Here is a 16,037-nt window from a genome sequence, read left to right on the forward strand (position 1 = left end):
CACCGGTGCGGGACCCTTGCGGTCCTGTGCCTGAACCTGAAAAGGCTCATTCGTGGCGAACATCAAGTCCCAGATCAAGCGGATCAAGACCAACGAGAAGGCCCGGCTGCGCAACAAGGCCGTCAAGTCCTCTCTGAAGACCGCGATCCGCAAGGCCCGTGAGGCTGCTGCCGCGGGTGACGTCGAGAAGGCCACCGAGTACCAGCGCGCCGCGTCGCGTGCGCTCGACAAGGCCGTCTCGAAGGGCGTCATCCACAAGAACCAGGCCGCCAACAAGAAGTCGGCGCTTGCTTCGAAGGTCGAATCCCTCAAGGGCTGAACCTCTTCTTTGATCTGACCGCCGGAGGGAATCGAGCGGGCCCTCTCTCATCCGCTCCCGTCCGGCACCCCGAGCCTGTACGCGGCCTGCGTTCGCCACGCGGGTACGGGCTCAGCAGCTTGAACCGAAGGCCCCGCCGCTCGCCCTTCCCCAGGGCGAGCGGCGGGGCCTTTGGCATGAGCGGGGTACGGAGCCTTCGGCATGGGAGGTCCGGGCCTTCGGTATGGGCGAGGCGCGGATCTCACGACCAGAACTCGTTGCCCTTCTCGATGTCCTCGACGCACTCGTCGATGTCGGTGACCTTGTCTCCGACGATCCGGAAGACGAGGGCTCCGTTCTCGCTTATGCGCTTGCCCTGGCGCTCGGCGGTGAAGCGGTGCACGGACACGGCATGGCCTCGGCCGTCTACGAGGACGTTGCTCATTTCGACGCGAAACGTCCCGTTCGTCTCGGTGAAGAGCCGACCGTACATGTCGATACACGCGTCCTGCCCCTTGTAGTCCCCCGAGAGCGGGTGGCTGCCGGGCACGTGGTGCGTGCAGTCTCCGGAGAGCAAGGTGCGCAGGGTGTCCATGTCACCCCGTGAGAAGGCTTCGTAGCCCTTGCGGACGAGTTGTGCGTGCGGGTGTTCAGCCATGTCGGTCGCCACCTTTCCCAGTCCGGCGATACGGCTGATACGCCCGATTCTCCTCTCCTGCCCCTAGCCGCGCCCTCTGGACCGAGCCGCCCGCGCGACCGCCACGACCGCCTTCTCCAGGGCGTAGCCGGGGTCGTCCCCGCCGCCCTTCACTCCGGCGTCGGCCTCGGCGACCGCCTGCAGCGCGACCGCCACTCCGTCCGGTGTCCATCCCCGCATCTGCTGCCGGACGCGGTCGATCTTCCACGGCGGCATGCCAAGCTCACGCGCGAGGTCGGCGGGCCGCCCACCCCGGGCCGAGGACAGCTTCCCGATGGCCCGCACGCCCTGCGCGAGCGCGCTGGTGATCATGACCGGCGCCACGCCCGTCGCCAGCGACCACCGCAGCGCCTCCAGCGCCTCCGCGGCCCGCCCCTCGACCGCCCGGTCGGCGACGGTGAAGCTCGACGCCTCGGCCCGGCCGGTGTAGTACCGGCCGACGACCGCCTCGTCGACGGTCCCCTCGACATCGGCGACCAGCTGGCTCACCGCGGACGCCAGCTCCCGCAGATCGCTCCCGATGGCATCGACCAGCGCCTGACAGGCCTCCGGCGTCGCGGACCGCCCGGTCGCCCGGAACTCCTGCCTGACGAACGCCAGCCGGTCCGCCGGCTTCGTCATCTTCGGGCACGCCACCTCCCGCGCCCCCGCCTTGCGCGCGGCGTCGAGCAGCTTCTTGCCCTTGGCCTGGCCCGCGTGCAGCAGCACCAGGGTGATCTCCTCGGCGGGCGCCCCCAGATACGCCGTCACGTCCTTGATCGTGTCGGCCGACAGATCCTGCGCATTGCGCACGACCACGACCTTGCGCTCCGCGAACAGCGAGGGGCTGGTCAACTCGGCCAGCGTGCCCGGCTGCAACTGGTCCGAAGTCAGCTCCCGCACGTCCGTGTCGGCATCGGCGGCCCTGGCGGCAACCACCACCTCCCGCACGGCACGATCGAGCAGCAGCTCCTCCTGACCCACGGCGAGGGTCACAGGGGCAAGGGGGTCGTCGTTCGCAGTCTTCCTGGCCATCGCGTACAGCATGGCACGGGGGACTGACAGCGGGGGCGGGAGCGGTGTCTGCGCAGGCGGGGGCGGTCGGGCGCCGGGGCCCGCTCAGCGTGGGGGCGGTCGTGCCGCTGGGGCAGCGCGGGTGGGCGCCGGCGGCATGGGTGGGGGCTGGGGGCGGCACAGGTGGACGCCGGGGCGCCTCCTGCCGCAGGTGGACACCGGGGGCGCCCCCTGCTCGAAGAGTTTGGGCCCCCGTCGGCTCCGGGCGACGCGGCCCATCCTCGGCCCAGCCCCGGCCCACGCCGAGCAGGCGTCCGGCTACGGCTCCTCCCGCCACCCGTCCCACTCCCCCGCGAACTCGTCCAGCTCCCCCGGATCCAGCCGCCCCGCCTCGTCCCGCAGCACCACCAGCCACTGCGCGTCCTCGGCATCGTCCTCCCCGGCCAGCGCATCCCGTACCAGCCGCGGCTGCTCATCGATCGCGAACCGCTCCCCGAGCGCCTCCGCGGCCTCCTCCGCCGCGTCACGATCGGGCAGCACCAGTACATGTCTCACATCGCTCACGGAGCAATTCTCAGGCACCCGAGGAGGCACGAACGCACGCCGGGGTCCGAGCGCGGACAGCCGCCCGTCGGCACAGCGCAGCCCTGAGGCACCCGGGGCAACCCCATGCACCCCGGCCAACCCGTGAACCCCGGGCAACCCGTGAACCCCACGGTCGGATTCGCCGGATTCGCCCGAGCGGCCTCTCTGCCCAGCTCGGGCTCGGGATCAGCCCTCCCTGCCCGGCTTCCGTACCGTCGGCACCCTGTCCAGCTCGATCCCGAACCGCTCCCGGTACACCTCCAGCACCTCCTCGTCCGTGCCCAACTCCCGCTCCTCACGCGTCCCGTCGGCCGCCGTCGCCTTGAACGTGCGGCCGCTGAGCGTGATCCGCCCTCCTTCCTCCGTCACCCGCGAACACACCAGGGACTGCGTGAAGTGCGACCCGGGCGAGGTGCTGTGCCACCACGCCCCCGCCACGAAGTCGCCGAGCACCCGCGGCCGCTGCTCCAGCCGGTACTCCGGCCGACCGGCCATACCGACCTCCAGGTCCGCCGCCTCCGCCACGTCGTGCCCGCCACGCACCCCGGCCTCATCCGGCCCGGCCTCCACGATCCGGAACACGCCCGCGGGATCCACCTGCTCACCCCGCGCCTCGAACGCCAGCGGATAGTGACTGTGCGCCCCGAAGCCGACGTCCGCCAGCCACGCTCCCCCGTCCACCGTCCTGACCTTGAGCGCCATGTGGTCGTAGGGGATCCCGAGCCGCCCCTCCTTCCCGTGCACCCGCGCCGCGAGCAGTGTCACGTCGAAGCCCAGCGCGGTGAGCAACGCCCCGAACGCCCCGTTCAGTTCGTAGCAGAACCCACCCCGTCCGGCACCCACCACCTTGTCCAGCAGTCGCTTCTCGTCCAGCACGATCTCCTCGCCGAGGTGGATCGACAGGTTCTCGAACGGCACGGTCTGCAGATGGCGCAGATGCAGCTCGCGCAGCACGTCCACGGTGGGCCAGGCCGGGTGCTCGACCCCCAGGCGACGGAGATAGGCATCAACCTCAACGGAATCCATGCCCTCAGTCTCCCGCCACCGCGAGCTCCGCGCCCGTACCCACGACCGCCAGCGCCCCGTCCTCGTCCGTCCGCAGCACCACCGCACCCTGCGCCCGCAGTGCCGCGACGGTGCCGGGAGCGGGGTGCCCGTACGGGTTGTCCTCACCGCAGCTGATCAACGCCAGCCGCGGCGCCGCCCGGCGTATGAGCTCCGGGTCCTGGTACGCCGAGCCATGGTGGGCGACCTTGAGCACATCCACGCCGCCCAGCAGCGACCCGGCCGGCGATCTCAACAGCGCCCGCTGGGCCGGGGGTTCGAGATCCCCGAGCAGCAGGAGCCGCAGCCCGGCCGACCGGACGAGCAGGGTGACACTGGCGTCGTTCGGCCCCTCCGGGGCGGGCACCGGGTGGGTCGGCGGCCACACCACCTGCCAGCTCAGCGCCCCGGTCCGCCGCTCCTCCCCGGCCGCGGCCCGCGCCAGGGGGATGCCCCGAGCGGCCGCCTCCCTGCGTACGAACTCCACTTGGTCCACGGGCTCTTCGTGCCCCGTGGTCTCGATCGCACCCACCTCACGCCCCCGCAGCACGCCGGGCAGGCCCGCGACGTGGTCCGCGTGGTAGTGGGTCAGCACGACGAGCGGGATCCTGGTGATCCCCAGCGTGCGCAGGCACCGGTCGACCAGCGTCGGATCGGGGCCGGCGTCCACGACCACACCCGTGCCCTCGCCCGCCGCGAGCACCGTCGCGTCGCCCTGCCCCACATCGCACATGGCGAACCGCCACCCTGGCGGCGGCCACCCCGTGACCACCCTGGTCAGCGGCGGCGGCTGCAGCACCACCAGCAGGAGCAGCAGCCCGCAGACACCGCACCACCAGGGGTGCCGCAACAGGCGCCGACCGGCGAGCAGGACGACCACCGTGGCGAGGGCGAGCAGCGCCGCCCCCGTCCAGCTGCCGGGCCAGTCCACGCCCGCCCCGGGCAGTGCGGCGCCTGTCCGGGCGACGTCCGCGATCCACCCGGCCGGCCAACTCGCGCACCAGGCCAGCGCCTTGGCCACCGGCATCGCGAGCGGTGCCGTCGCCAGTGCCGCGAAGCCCAGCACCGTGGCCGGTGCGATCGCGAACTCCGCAAGCAGATTGCACGGCACCGCAACCAGGCTCACCCGGGCCGAGAGCACGGCCACGACCGGCGCGCACAGTGCCTGCGCGGCAGCCGCGGCCGCCAGCGCCTCGGCCAACCGTGGTGGCACCCGTCGGCGGCGCAGCGCCGCACTCCAGCGGGGCGCGAGGGTGAGCAGGGCTCCCGTGGCGAGCACGGAGAGCAGAAAGCCGTAACTACGGGCCAGCCACGGGTCGTACAGCACCAGCAGCAGTACGGCCGTCGCCAGCGCCGGGACCAGTGATCTACGGCGTCCGGTCGCCAGTGCCAGCAGCGCGACGGTCCCGCAGGCCGCGGCCCGCAGCACGCTCGGGTCCGGCCGGCACACAATGACGAACGCCAGAGTGAGACCTCCGCCGAGCAGCGCGGTGGTCCGCAGGGAGATGCCGAGGCGAGGTGCGAGGCCACGACGCTCGACCCGCTGGGCCAGGCCGGGTGGGCCGATCAGCAGGGCGAGGATGATCGTGAGGTTGCTGCCGGAGACGGCGAGCGTGTGCGCGAGGTCGGTCTCCTTGAACGCCTCGTCCAGCTCCGGCGTGATCCGCGACGTGTCGCCCACGACCAGCCCCGGCAGCAGCGCCCGCGCGTCCGCCGGCAACCCGTCGGTCGCCTCCCGCAATCCGCCCCGCAACCGACCCGCCAACCGCTGCGCCGCAGTCGGCTGCCCCACGACCTCCGGCACGGCCGAGTCCCGGACTCGCAGTACGGCAGCGATCCGGTCCCCGTCGGCCAAGGAGGGCGCGAGGCGGGCGGTCACGCGCAGCCGCGTGGAGGGGAGAAGCCGCAGCCAGGGCGAATGCCGGGCGGCAGCGGAGTGGGACGGCCCATCGGCGTCGCCGGAGGCCCCCCATCCACCGTCGACGATCACCAGCACCGGCGCCCGCGTCACCACGGCCGTGCCGTCCGCCTCTTCGACGCGCCGTACGTCCGCGTTGATCAGCACGGACGTCGGCGCCATGTGATTCCCTCGGACCCGGGGCCGGGTGAGCCGCGGATCGGCGGTGACCTCGACCTCGGCGGTCACGGTGGCGTACTCCCGGGCCAGCCCCGGCACCGGCCCCCGCCGCAGATCGGCCCCGTGCAGCCCGGCGGAGACGGCGGCCGCGGCGACGCAGAGCAGCACGGCGGTGACCGAGGTACGCGGCCAGGTGAGTCGCACGGGCGCGGTGTCCTGCCTGCGCGGCCACCTGAGCGGACCTGCCGGAGACGCCTGCCGGGCCGCTCTGTCCCACCCGGCAGCGGAACCCCGTGGAAGTTCGGTCGCATGACCGGCGCGCCCACCGCCCCGCCGTACCACCACCAGTACGCCTGCCACGACCAGACAGAGCACAGCCGCACCGGCCACCCACACTGGTGAGGCATCGAGCATCAGCGCCGCGGTTCCCCAGGCGGCGAGCGCGGGTGGGACGAGTCGGAGGTCCGTCGGTCCTTCCTGTCGGGGGTGGGAGGTGCCGAGCCGGCTTCCCGACGCGGCGTGAACGGCGGCGCGGGAGGGCGCGAGGACGGGTGTGCGGGCGGGTGTGCGGGCGTCGTGGCTCATGGCCGCACGAGATTCCGGAGATCGGCGAAACGACGCGTGCCGATGCCGTTGACCTCTTGCAGCTCGTCCACCGAGCGGAAGCCGCCGTGCTGGGTGCGGTAGTCGATGATGTGCTGGGCCAGCACCGGGCCGACGCCCGGGAGGGTGTCCAGCTGGTCCACGGTGGCCGTGTTGAGGGAGACCGGCGCGGCAGGCGCCGCACCGGCGACCGCAGTACCGCCCGAGCCACCCGTACCAGCCGCTGCCCCCGGCACGGCCACCGGACCGCCGACGATCACCTGCTCGCCGTCCACCAGGAACCGGGCCCGGTTGAGACCGTCGGTGTTCGTGCCGGGACGCACTCCACCGGCCACGCGCAATGCGTCCGCGACCCGCGAGCCCGCCGGAAGGCGATGGATCCCCGGCTCACGCACCTTGCCGCTGACATCCACGACGATCTCCGCCGCTGCCGCGCCCTCAGCACCCGGCACGCCGCCCGCCGACGCCCCCGCACCGGCTTCCCCGCCCGACTCACCGCCCCCGTACGGGGCACCCGGCTCCCCGCTCCCGTGCGGAGGCGCCGCCCGCACCACCTCGGGCGCCCGCACGGACTGCGTCCGGCCGCTCCAGAAGTGCTGCACGGCGAACCCGGCGGCCAGGACGAGCACCACGGTGAGCGCGACCACGCTCCGCCGCTCCAGCCCGCACCTCGCCTGCAGCCACACCGGCATCCGCTCCCGCAGCGCCAGCCCGGCCCGCGCACGCCAGTCCCCGCTCCCGGAGCCACTGCTCCCAACACTCCCAAGGCTCCCGGGATTTTCGGGACTCCCTGGACGCGGGGAACTCGCGGGACCTTCCGGATCAGCACCGTGACCATGCCTGTCCACGGCGACCGCAGCGACATCCACCGCGCCCGAGGCCAGCACCGCAGCATCATCACCCCGGGCATCGCCCGTCGGCGGCCCCGCCCCCGACTCCCTCCACTCCTCGGCCCGTTCGGCGAAAATCACCTCCGCCCGTCGGCGCAGCTCCTCCGCCGACGCATACCGCCGCCGTGCCCGGCCACGCAGGCGTTGGTGACGAGCGCGGACGTCGGAGTGAGGACCGCGGCCCGGGCCGCTGGTGACCGTGGCCGTGCGTGTGCGGGTACGTGTGGGTGTGGGTGAGCCCGTACGTGTACGTGATCGAAGTGCCATGCGACGAGGATCGAACACCTCGCCCAACTCGCGATGATCTTGCTCAATTCCCGGGGATTACCGCCCAGTTGTGGATAACTCGGCCACCCACACGAGTGACTCAACCGCCTGACAGGCCGGCCAACTCGGTCATCGCAGCCATCGCGGTCATCGCAGCCATCGCGGACTTCATCGTCATCGCGGACTTCATCGTCATCGCGGACTTCATAGTCATCGCGGCGAAACCACTACCCCCAACAACCCGGGCCCCGTATGCGCCCCGATCACCGCCCCCACCTCACTCACATGCAGATCGGCCAGCCCGGGCACCCGCGTCCGCAGCCGATCCGCCAGCGCCGACGCCCGGTCGGGAGCGGCGAGATGGTGCACCGCGATGTCGACCTGTGCGCTGCCCGCACGGTCGGCCGCGATCTCCTCGAGGCGGGCGATCGCCTTGGACGCCGTCCGTACCTTCTCCAGAGGGCCGATCCGGCCGCCCTCCAGCTGCAGCAGCGGCTTCACCGCGAGCGCGGAGCCCAGCAGGGCCTGCGCGGCGCCGATACGGCCACCGCGGCGCAGATAGTCGAGGGTGTCGACGTAGAAGTAGGCGGCCGTGGCCCCGGCTCGCTTCTCCGCGGCCGTCACGGCGTCGTCCACGGTGCCGCCCGTCTCCGCCGCCTCGGCCGCGGCGAGCGCGCAGAAGCCGAGCGCCATGGCGACCATCCCGGTGTCCACCACCCGCACCGGCACCGGTGCCTCACGCGCCGCGAGGACCGCCGCGTCGTAGGTGCCGGAGAGCTCGGCGGACAGGTGCAGGGAGACGATGCCGGTGGCGCCGGACTCGGCGACCTTGCGGTAGTGCTCCGCGAAGACCTGGGGGCTGGGGCGCGAGGTGGTGACGGGGCGTCGCTTCTGCAACGCCTGGGCGAGGGAACGGGTCGAGATCTCGGTGCCCTCGTCCAGCGCCTGATCGCCGAGGACCACGGTCAGGGGCACCGCGGTGATGCCGTGGCGCTCCATCGTCCGCTGCGGCAGGTAGGCCGTTGAATCGGTGACGATCGCGACATGGCGGGACATGAGCTGGAGGTTACCTGGCGTAGCGCCCGGGCGGCAGCCCGACCCCGCTCAGCCGGTGCTTCCTTGACCGGATCATCGCGTGCTCCGCAGGCTCAAGTCGTGCTCTCGGGGCGGGTCTTCTTCTGCCAGGGGTACGTCGGCCGGGGGCCGGGCGGGGTGATGGCGGGCCTGGTCGGCTCCTCGGCCCGCTGTGTCTGAGGGGTGTCCGGCCAGGTCTGCTCGGTCGTCGCGGCGGCCTCGGGAGCCGGAGCCTCCGGCCACGGGGGCGGCGTCGACGGACGTTCCGGCGCCGGACGTTCCGACCCCGGCGCCGACGTGGGCGCCGAAGTCGACGCCGCCGCCGACGCCGAGGGCTCCGTCGTCTGCCAGTGCCGCAGGGCACCGGTCTCCACGTCGATCTGCGCGCTGAGGGAGTCCAGGTCGTCGTCGGCGAAGCGGTGGGCGCGGTCGCGGGCCGCCCAGCGCAGGGAGTCCGCTGCCTGCACGATGCGTGCGGTGCGCTCGCGCAGGTCGGGCAGCCGCTCGGCAAGGGTCGAGCGGTCGGGCTCGGACTCCAGGCGCCGCAGTTCGGCGTCCAGTTCGTGCCCGTGCGCGCTGAGGCGCTCGAAGAGGCCGAGGGACTCCTTGAGGGACTCGTCCTCGGTCGCGCCCGCGTGCAGCGCGTCCTGGGTGGCCCGCATGGAGGTACGCAGCTTCAGCCGCAGCTGGGCGAGCTCTCCGGCCGAGCCCGGCTGGGCCAGGGACTTTGCCCGCAGGGTCGTGTCCTCGACCGTGCGCCGGGCGTGGGTGATCGTCTCGTCCACACGACGCTTGGCCGCGCCGACCACCTTCACCGTGGCGTACGCGCCAAGCACGACGAAGAGCACGAAAAGCAGGGCTACGACTGCGATCACTGCTTCCACGAGCTCCTCCTCCAGCCTGACACGACACACGCCGCGTCACTCCTCAACGGTAAACGCAGCGGGCAGGCCCGGAGTTCCAACAGAACCCCGAACCTGCCCGTAAGGGATCACCCCGAGCCAAGCTCACGCAACCCCGAGCCGCCCGCACGCTCCCGGCAACCCAGAGCCGCCCGGCGACCGGCCCCGGCCCAACCGCCGGAGCCAAACCGCCGGAGCCCCACCACCGCAGCCCTGCGCCGAAGGCCTGCGGCGCAGGCCCCCACCGAGCCCTACGCCGGAACGATGTTCACCAGCTTCGGCGCCCGCACGATCACCTTCCGGATCCCGGCCCCGTCCAGAGCCGCCACGACCTTCTCGTCGGACAGCGCGACCTTCTCCAGCTCCTCCTCGGAGATGGCCGGCGAGACCTCCAGGCGGGCCTTGACCTTGCCCTTGATCTGCACGACACAGGTCACGGTCTCGTCGACGACGTACGCCGGGTCGGCGACCGGGAAGTCCTGGTGGACCACCGAGTCGGTGCGCCCCAGCTTGCGCCACAGCTCCTCGGCGATGTGCGGGGCCAGCGGCGCGGCCATCAGCACCAGCGACTCGGCGACAGAGCGCGGCAGCGCGCCTCCCGCCTTGGTCAGGTGGTTGTTCAGCTCGGTGACCTTGGCGATCGCGGTGTTGAAGCGCATGCCCTCCAGGTCCCCGCGCACCCCGTCGATCGCCTTGTGCAGGGCACGCAGCGTGTCCTCGTCGGGCTCGGCGTCCACCACCGTCACGGCACCGGTCGTCTCGTCGACGACGTTGCGCCACAGCCGCTGCAGCAGCCGGAACTGACCGACCACCGCGCGCGTGTCCCACGGCCGGGACACGTCCAGCGGGCCCATCGCCATCTCGTACAGCCGCAGCGTGTCGGCGCCGTACTCGGCACAGATCTCGTCCGGAGTGACCGCGTTCTTCAGGGACTTGCCCATCTTGCCCAGCAGCCGGGAGACCTTCTCGCCCTGGTAGTAGTACGCGCCGTCGCGCTCCTCCACCTCGGCGGCCGGCACGGCGATGCCACGGCTGTCGCGGTAGACGTAGGCCTGGATCATGCCCTGGTTGAACAGCTTGTGGAATGGCTCCGCGGAGGAGACGTGCCCCAGGTCGAACAGGACCTTGGACCAGAAGCGGGCGTACAGCAGGTGCAGCACGGCGTGCTCGGCGCCACCGACGTACAGGTCGACACCGCCGTGCGGCTGGCCCTCGCGCGGGCCCATCCAGTACTGCTCGATCTCCGGGTCGACCAGCTGCTCGCTGTTGTGCGGGTCCAGGTAGCGCAGCTCGTACCAGCAGGAACCGGCCCAGTTGGGCATGGTGTTGGTCTCACGCCGGTACCGCTTGGGGCCGTCGCCCAGGTCCAGCGTGACGTTGACCCATTCCTCGTTGCGCGACAGCGGCGTCTCGGGCTGGGTGTCGGCGTCGTCCGGGTCGAAGGTGCGCGGCGAGTAGTCCTCGACCTCGGGCAGCTCCAGCGGCAGCATCGACTCGGGCAGCGCGTGGGCGATGCCGTCCTCGTCGTAGACGATCGGGAAGGGCTCGCCCCAGTAGCGCTGACGGCTGAACAGCCAGTCGCGCAGCCGGAAGTTGACGGTGCCCTCGCCGATGCCCTCGCGCTCCAGCCACTCGGTGATGCGCACCTTGGCCTCGGCGACGCCCAGGCCGTCCAGGGAGACACCCTCACCCGTGGAGTTGATGATCTTCGCGTCGTACGACCCGAAGGCGTTCTCCCACGTCGAGGTGTCCGTGCCCCGCCCGTCCGTCGGCTCGACGATGCACACGATCGGCAGCTCGAAGGCGCGCGCGAACTCGAAGTCGCGCTGGTCGCCGGCCGGTACGGCCATGATCGCGCCGGTGCCGTAGCCCATCAGGACGTAGTCGGCAATGAAGACGGGGATCTTCTCGCCGTTGACCGGGTTGGTCGCGTACGAGCCGATGAAGACGCCCGTCTTGTCCTTGGCCTCGGCCTGGCGCTCGACGTCGGACTTGGAGGCGGCCTGCGCACGGTAGGCGGCGACGGCCTCGGCCGGGGTGGCGTGACCGCCGGTCCACACATCGTGGGTGCCCTCGGGCCAGGCGTCCGGGGTGAACTTGTCGACCAGCGGGTGCTCGGGAGCCAGCACCATGTAGCTCGCGCCGAACAGGGTGTCGGGGCGGGTGGTGAAGACCGTGATGTTCTCGCCGTCGATGGGGAAGTCGACGCGGGCGCCCTCGGAGCGGCCGATCCAGTTGCGCTGCTGCAGCTTGATGGCCTCGGGCCAGTCCAGCTCGTCCAGGTCGTCCAGCAGCCGGTCGGCGTAGGCGGTGATCCGCATGTTCCACTGGCGCAGCTTGGCCTTGAACACCGGGAAGTTGCCGCGCTCGGAGCGGCCCTCGGCGGTGACCTCCTCGTTGGCCAGCACGGTGCCCAGGCCGGGGCACCAGTTGACCGGCGCGTCGGAGGCGTACGCCAGCCGGTACTCGCCCAGGACGTCGGCGCGCTCGGCGGCGCTCAGCTCGCTCCACGCGCGCGTGCCGCCATCGGCACCGCCGTCGGCGCCGGGTACGGCACGCTCACCGGACTCGAACTCGGCGACCAGCTCGGAGATCGGCCGGGCCTTCTTCGCCTCGTCGTCGTACCAGGAGTTGAAGATCTGCAGGAAGATCCACTGGGTCCACTTGTAGTAGTCCGGGTCGATCGTGGCGAACGACCGGCGCTTGTCGTGGCCCAGGCCCAGCCGGCGCAGCTGGACCTTCATGTTCTCGATGTTGGCCTCGGTGGAGACACGCGGGTGCGTGCCGGTCTGCACGGCGTACTGCTCGGCGGGCAGGCCGAAGGCGTCGAAGCCCAGGGTGTGCAGGACGTTGTGGCCGGTCATGCGCTGGAAGCGCGCGAAGACGTCGGTGGCGATGTACCCCAGCGGGTGACCGACGTGCAGGCCCGCACCGGAGGGGTACGGGAACATGTCCATGATGAACTTCTTGGGCCGGGCGACGACCGCGGGGTCGCCCGCCAGGTCACCCTTCGGGTTCGGCGCGGCGTACGTGCCCTCGGCGTCCCAGAAGTCCTGCCAGCGTGCCTCGATCTCGGCCGCCATGGCGGCCGTGTAGCGGTGCGGCGCTGCTGCCTCGGCGGCGGCAGCGGGGTTCGTCTCGCTCATGATCCTCAAAGCTCCATCGATCGTCTCTGCCGGCGGCTGCGGTTCTCTGGAAACGAAAAATCCCCTCGCACAGGAGGGGACGCCGCGCCGATTCCGACCATCCGATTCACCCGGCGGTCGGGACTGATCAGCGCGGCCCGCTAAGCAGAAGGCGTACGGCACGCATGGCGTCAGGGTACCGCAGCGCACGAGCGGGTCGCGACGAGGTTCCGGAGGGGGCGCGCGGGAGCTTCCGGAGGGTCCACGCATGAACAACAGCGCCCCCGATTGCGTACCTCAGAGTTGTGAAGACCTCAAGAAGTTGAACAACGCTCAACTGTTACCTGGCGTAACAGTCGCTAAGGGACATCACAAGCCCCATACAGCCCGTAGATAACAACGCAATAACTCAAACGCCGTACCCACCGGTATGGAGCCACTTAGAGTGCGGCAGCGGGACCGCCTTCCCGAACCGCTCGGAGTTGCCCCCATGAACCCTCGTCGTAGTAACAGTTCGCTCCCCAGGACGGGCCGGTCGGCCTACGGGGTGGCGACCGCTGCTGTTGTGCTGCTCATACCCCTGGTCGTGCTGCTCGGCGGCACCTGGCTCCAGGAGTTCCTCAACTTCGGTGCCGGTGTCCTGTCGCTCGTCTGCCTCACCTGCTCGGTGATCTGGGGCCTGGTCGCCCAGGACCGGATGATCCTCAACACCCGCCAGCGGATCATCGCGCAGGGCGTCCACCGGGTGACCGCCGTGGCCTCCATCGCGTTCCTCCTGGTGCACATCGGCGTCAAGCTGGCGCTGGAGCACGCAAGCCCGATCGCCGCGCTGATCCCCTTCAGCCTCGTGCTCTTCGGCGGCGACGAGATCCCCGGCAGCGCCTTCCTCATCGGCCTGGGCTCCCTGGCCGCGCTGCTCATGATCTTCGTGGGCGTCACCGGCGCGCTGCGCAACCGGTTCGCCTCCCCCGCGCCGGTCGCCGCGCGCTGGCGCGCGATGCACATGCTGGCCTACCCCGCCTGGTGTGCCGCCCTGATCCACGGCCTGTTCGCGGGCCGCCCGGCGAAGACCTTCTTCATGGTCTGCTACGAGCTGTGCGTGGTGGCCGTCGCCGCGGCCCTCGCGCTGCGCGCCGCCCCGCGCCCGGTCAAGCGCAAGTTCGCCGACCGGATCGCCCAGATCATCGGCAACGAGCCGGGAGCCCGCGAGGACCTGGAGGAGAGCCGCGCCAGGGCGGCGTCCGGGCTGCCGGGTTACGAGGACCAGCGCCCGTCCCGCTCGTCACGGCCGTCGCGCGACGAACGGACCGGCCCGCTGCCCGGCATGCCCGCCCAGTCCCCGTCGGCCGCGGAGACCACGGGCGGCTTCGCAGCCGCCTACCGTGCCGTCAACCCCCGCTCCCGCGGGCAACAACAGCAGCCGTACGCCGACCAGACCGCGCGCATGGACCTGCCCCTGGACATGCAGCCGACGGAGGCGATCCCCCGCGTCGACGGCGGCGCAGGCGGCACCGGCAGCTGGCCGATTCCCTCCCCACCGCCGGTCGGCGAGGCCCCCCCGTCGTCCTACGATCCACTCAACGACACGGGATACAACATCCCGGTCTACGACAATTCAGGCACCCCGGGCTACGGCTCGGGCGCTTCGGGCTATGGCTCGAGTGACGTGTACGACACCTCTGAGACAAACGCCGTCTTCGGTACGTACAACCAGAACGACACGTACAACAACAGCGGTCCCGCCACTGAAACTTTCCCCGGTGCGTCCTACGACTTCGACGCACCGGGTTCGGGCGAACCTTGGAACACGCCTTCCGGAGGCTTTAAGTGAACGAGGCCCTGCCCGACGTACCCGAAGTCCGCGTGGTCGGACTTCCCCAGCTCACGTCGGGCTTCGACCTTGTCGAAAGACTTGACCTACCCATGCACCTGAAGGTGCACGGGCCGCTCGAACCGTTGGGCGGCGAGCAGCTCGCGAAGCTCGCCGAGAACATCAACCTGAAGGGCCGCGGCGGCGCGGGCTTCCCCTTCCACAAGAAGCTGCGCTCGGTCGCGGAGGCCGCGATCAAGCGCGGGGTGCGTCCGGTCGTGGTCGTCAACGGCAGTGAGGACGAACCGGCCTGCCGCAAGGACACGGTGATGATCAACCGTGCCCCGCATCTCATCCTGGACGGTGCCCTGCTGTGCGCCGAGGCCATGGGTGCCCGCACGCTCGTGGTTGCGGTCACCCGGGAATCGACCCAGCGCTCCATGGAGGCCGCCCTCGCCGAGCGCGGCCTCAGCAACAGCCGTCGCTCCGCGCTACGCGCGTTCGTCCAGCGCAACCCGGTGCGCATGGTCACCGGCGCCGCCGCCTCCGTGATCCGCTCCATCGACGGCGGCCCGGCGATCCCGCCCGGCCGCAAGGTCAGCGCCTCGCAGAACGGCGTCGGCGGCGCCCCGACCCTGCTGTCGAACGCCGAGACGTTCGCCCAGCTGGCCATCGCCGCCCGCATCGGCCCGGAGCGCTACGGCAACACCGGCCTGTACGACGAGCCGGGCACCGTCATGCTCACGGTCTCCGGCGCGGTCGCCCGACCGATGGTCATCGAGGTGCCCACGGGCGTACCGCTGCGCTACGTCCTCCAGCTCGCCGGCGCTCCGCCGGTCCCACAGGGCGTGCTCACCGGCGGCTACCACGGCAAGTGGATCGACGCGGCGACGGTCAACGAGGCGATCGTCTCCCGCAACTCCCTGGACGCGGTGGGCGGTTCGCTGGGCGCCGGGGCGATCCTGCCGATCACTCAGGAGACGTGCCCCCTGGGCGAGTCCCTCCGCGTCGCACAGTGGCTGGCCGAGGAGAGCGCGGGCCAGTGCGGCCCCTGCTACCTCGGTCTGCCGGCCGCCGCGCGCGGCATGGAGGACATCCTCAACGGCGGTGGTCCCGCCGCCCTGGAGGCGCTCAAGCAGGTTGCGAAGAACGTGAAGCGGCGCGGCGCGTGCTCACACCCGGACGGCTCCGCGATGTTCCTGGAGTCGACCATCAAGGCGTTCACCGACGACCTCGCGGCGCACGTCCTCGGCAACGGCTGCGGACGGCCCGTGGAGGGCGTTCTGCCGCTCTTCGAGGGCGGCAGGGGCCCCTCGGGCATCCCGGGCGGCGCCGAGGCGGAGGAGAACGGCCCCAGCCGCCAGAAGATCTACGTCGACTGGACCCTGTGCCGCGGCCACGGCCTGTGCGCTGACATCCTCCCGGAGGTCTTCCAGCTCGGCGCCGACGGCTTCCCGACCGTCGCCCAGGCGAAGGTGCCGCGCTACGCCGAGGCCAAGGCCCTGCGCGCGGTGCGCCGTTGCCCGGCCCTCGCCCTGCGCCTCGAGGAGGACACGCGCGCACAGGACTCCTCCCGCAACAACCTGCCGGTCCTCTCCCAGGGCCGCGGCAGGCGCGCACTGGGACGCTGACACCGGGCACGCACGCCTAGAGGGGCCGTCCAAGCGGGACG

Annotated in this window: 12 protein-coding genes; 3 read left to right on the forward strand and 9 right to left on the reverse strand. The window is 71.6% G+C overall.

What is annotated here, in order from left to right; all coding sequences use genetic code 11:
- Window positions 1-52 precede the first annotated feature (52 nt).
- Window positions 53-319 (forward strand): 30S ribosomal protein S20, encoded by a 267-nt coding sequence (rpsT, locus tag ABD932_RS11375; RefSeq protein ID WP_126392167.1) that lies wholly within the window; start codon window positions 53-55, stop codon window positions 317-319.
- Window positions 320-560: 241 nt separating this feature from the next.
- Here rpsT and ABD932_RS11380 read toward each other — a convergent pair whose 3' ends face one another.
- The 9 genes from ABD932_RS11380 to leuS all read right to left on the reverse strand — a co-directional run bounded on the left by ABD932_RS11380 (window position 561) and on the right by leuS (window position 12,576).
- A complete protein-coding gene (locus ABD932_RS11380; RefSeq protein ID WP_345011345.1) occupies window positions 561-956 on the reverse strand; it encodes a nuclear transport factor 2 family protein in 396 nt (131 codons plus the stop codon).
- A gap of 63 nt (window positions 957-1,019) precedes the next feature.
- Window positions 1,020-2,009, reverse strand: coding sequence for a DNA polymerase III subunit delta (gene holA / locus ABD932_RS11385; protein WP_250087981.1), 990 nt, complete (start codon window positions 2,007-2,009; stop codon window positions 1,020-1,022).
- A gap of 297 nt (window positions 2,010-2,306) precedes the next feature.
- Complete coding sequence (locus tag ABD932_RS11390; RefSeq protein ID WP_345011348.1) at window positions 2,307-2,552, reverse strand: hypothetical protein; 246 nt, start codon at window positions 2,550-2,552, stop codon at window positions 2,307-2,309.
- A gap of 207 nt (window positions 2,553-2,759) precedes the next feature.
- Window positions 2,760-3,599, reverse strand: a complete 840-nt coding sequence (locus tag ABD932_RS11395) for an arylamine N-acetyltransferase family protein (protein ID WP_345011350.1) — start codon at window positions 3,597-3,599, stop codon at window positions 2,760-2,762.
- Between the two features lie 4 nt (window positions 3,600-3,603).
- A complete protein-coding gene (locus ABD932_RS11400; RefSeq protein WP_345011352.1) occupies window positions 3,604-6,279 on the reverse strand; it encodes a ComEC/Rec2 family competence protein in 2,676 nt (891 codons plus the stop codon).
- Window positions 6,276-7,454 (reverse strand): ComEA family DNA-binding protein, encoded by a 1,179-nt coding sequence (locus ABD932_RS11405; protein WP_345011354.1) that lies wholly within the window; start codon window positions 7,452-7,454, stop codon window positions 6,276-6,278. Before ABD932_RS11405 ends, ABD932_RS11400 begins: the two co-directional genes overlap by 4 nt.
- A 210-nt stretch (window positions 7,455-7,664) precedes the next feature.
- Complete coding sequence (locus ABD932_RS11410; protein ID WP_345011356.1) at window positions 7,665-8,510, reverse strand: DegV family protein; 846 nt, start codon at window positions 8,508-8,510, stop codon at window positions 7,665-7,667.
- Window positions 8,511-8,602: 92 nt separating this feature from the next.
- Window positions 8,603-9,412 carry a hypothetical protein gene (locus ABD932_RS11415; RefSeq protein ID WP_345011358.1) on the reverse strand — a complete coding sequence of 270 codons (810 nt, stop codon included), beginning with the start codon at window positions 9,410-9,412 and terminating at the stop codon, window positions 8,603-8,605.
- 269 nt (window positions 9,413-9,681) lie between these two features.
- On the reverse strand, window positions 9,682-12,576 hold the full coding sequence (gene leuS, locus ABD932_RS11420) for a leucine--tRNA ligase (protein WP_345011360.1): 2,895 nt from the start codon (window positions 12,574-12,576) through the stop codon (window positions 9,682-9,684).
- 469 nt (window positions 12,577-13,045) lie between these two features.
- Here leuS and ABD932_RS11425 point away from each other — a divergent pair, with 469 nt between their 5' ends.
- Together ABD932_RS11425 and ABD932_RS11430 are read left to right on the forward strand one after the other, a co-directional pair.
- Window positions 13,046-14,386, forward strand: a complete 1,341-nt coding sequence (locus ABD932_RS11425; protein ID WP_345011362.1) for a ferric reductase-like transmembrane domain-containing protein — start codon at window positions 13,046-13,048, stop codon at window positions 14,384-14,386.
- Window positions 14,383-15,996, forward strand: a complete 1,614-nt coding sequence (locus ABD932_RS11430) for an NADH-ubiquinone oxidoreductase-F iron-sulfur binding region domain-containing protein (protein WP_345011364.1) — start codon at window positions 14,383-14,385, stop codon at window positions 15,994-15,996. The genes ABD932_RS11425 and ABD932_RS11430 overlap by 4 nt, the downstream gene beginning before the upstream one ends.
- Window positions 15,997-16,037 lie beyond the last annotated feature (41 nt).

The sequence above is a fragment of the Streptomyces shaanxiensis genome, assembly GCF_039537145.1.
Taxonomy (GTDB): domain Bacteria; phylum Actinomycetota; class Actinomycetes; order Streptomycetales; family Streptomycetaceae; genus Streptomyces; species Streptomyces shaanxiensis.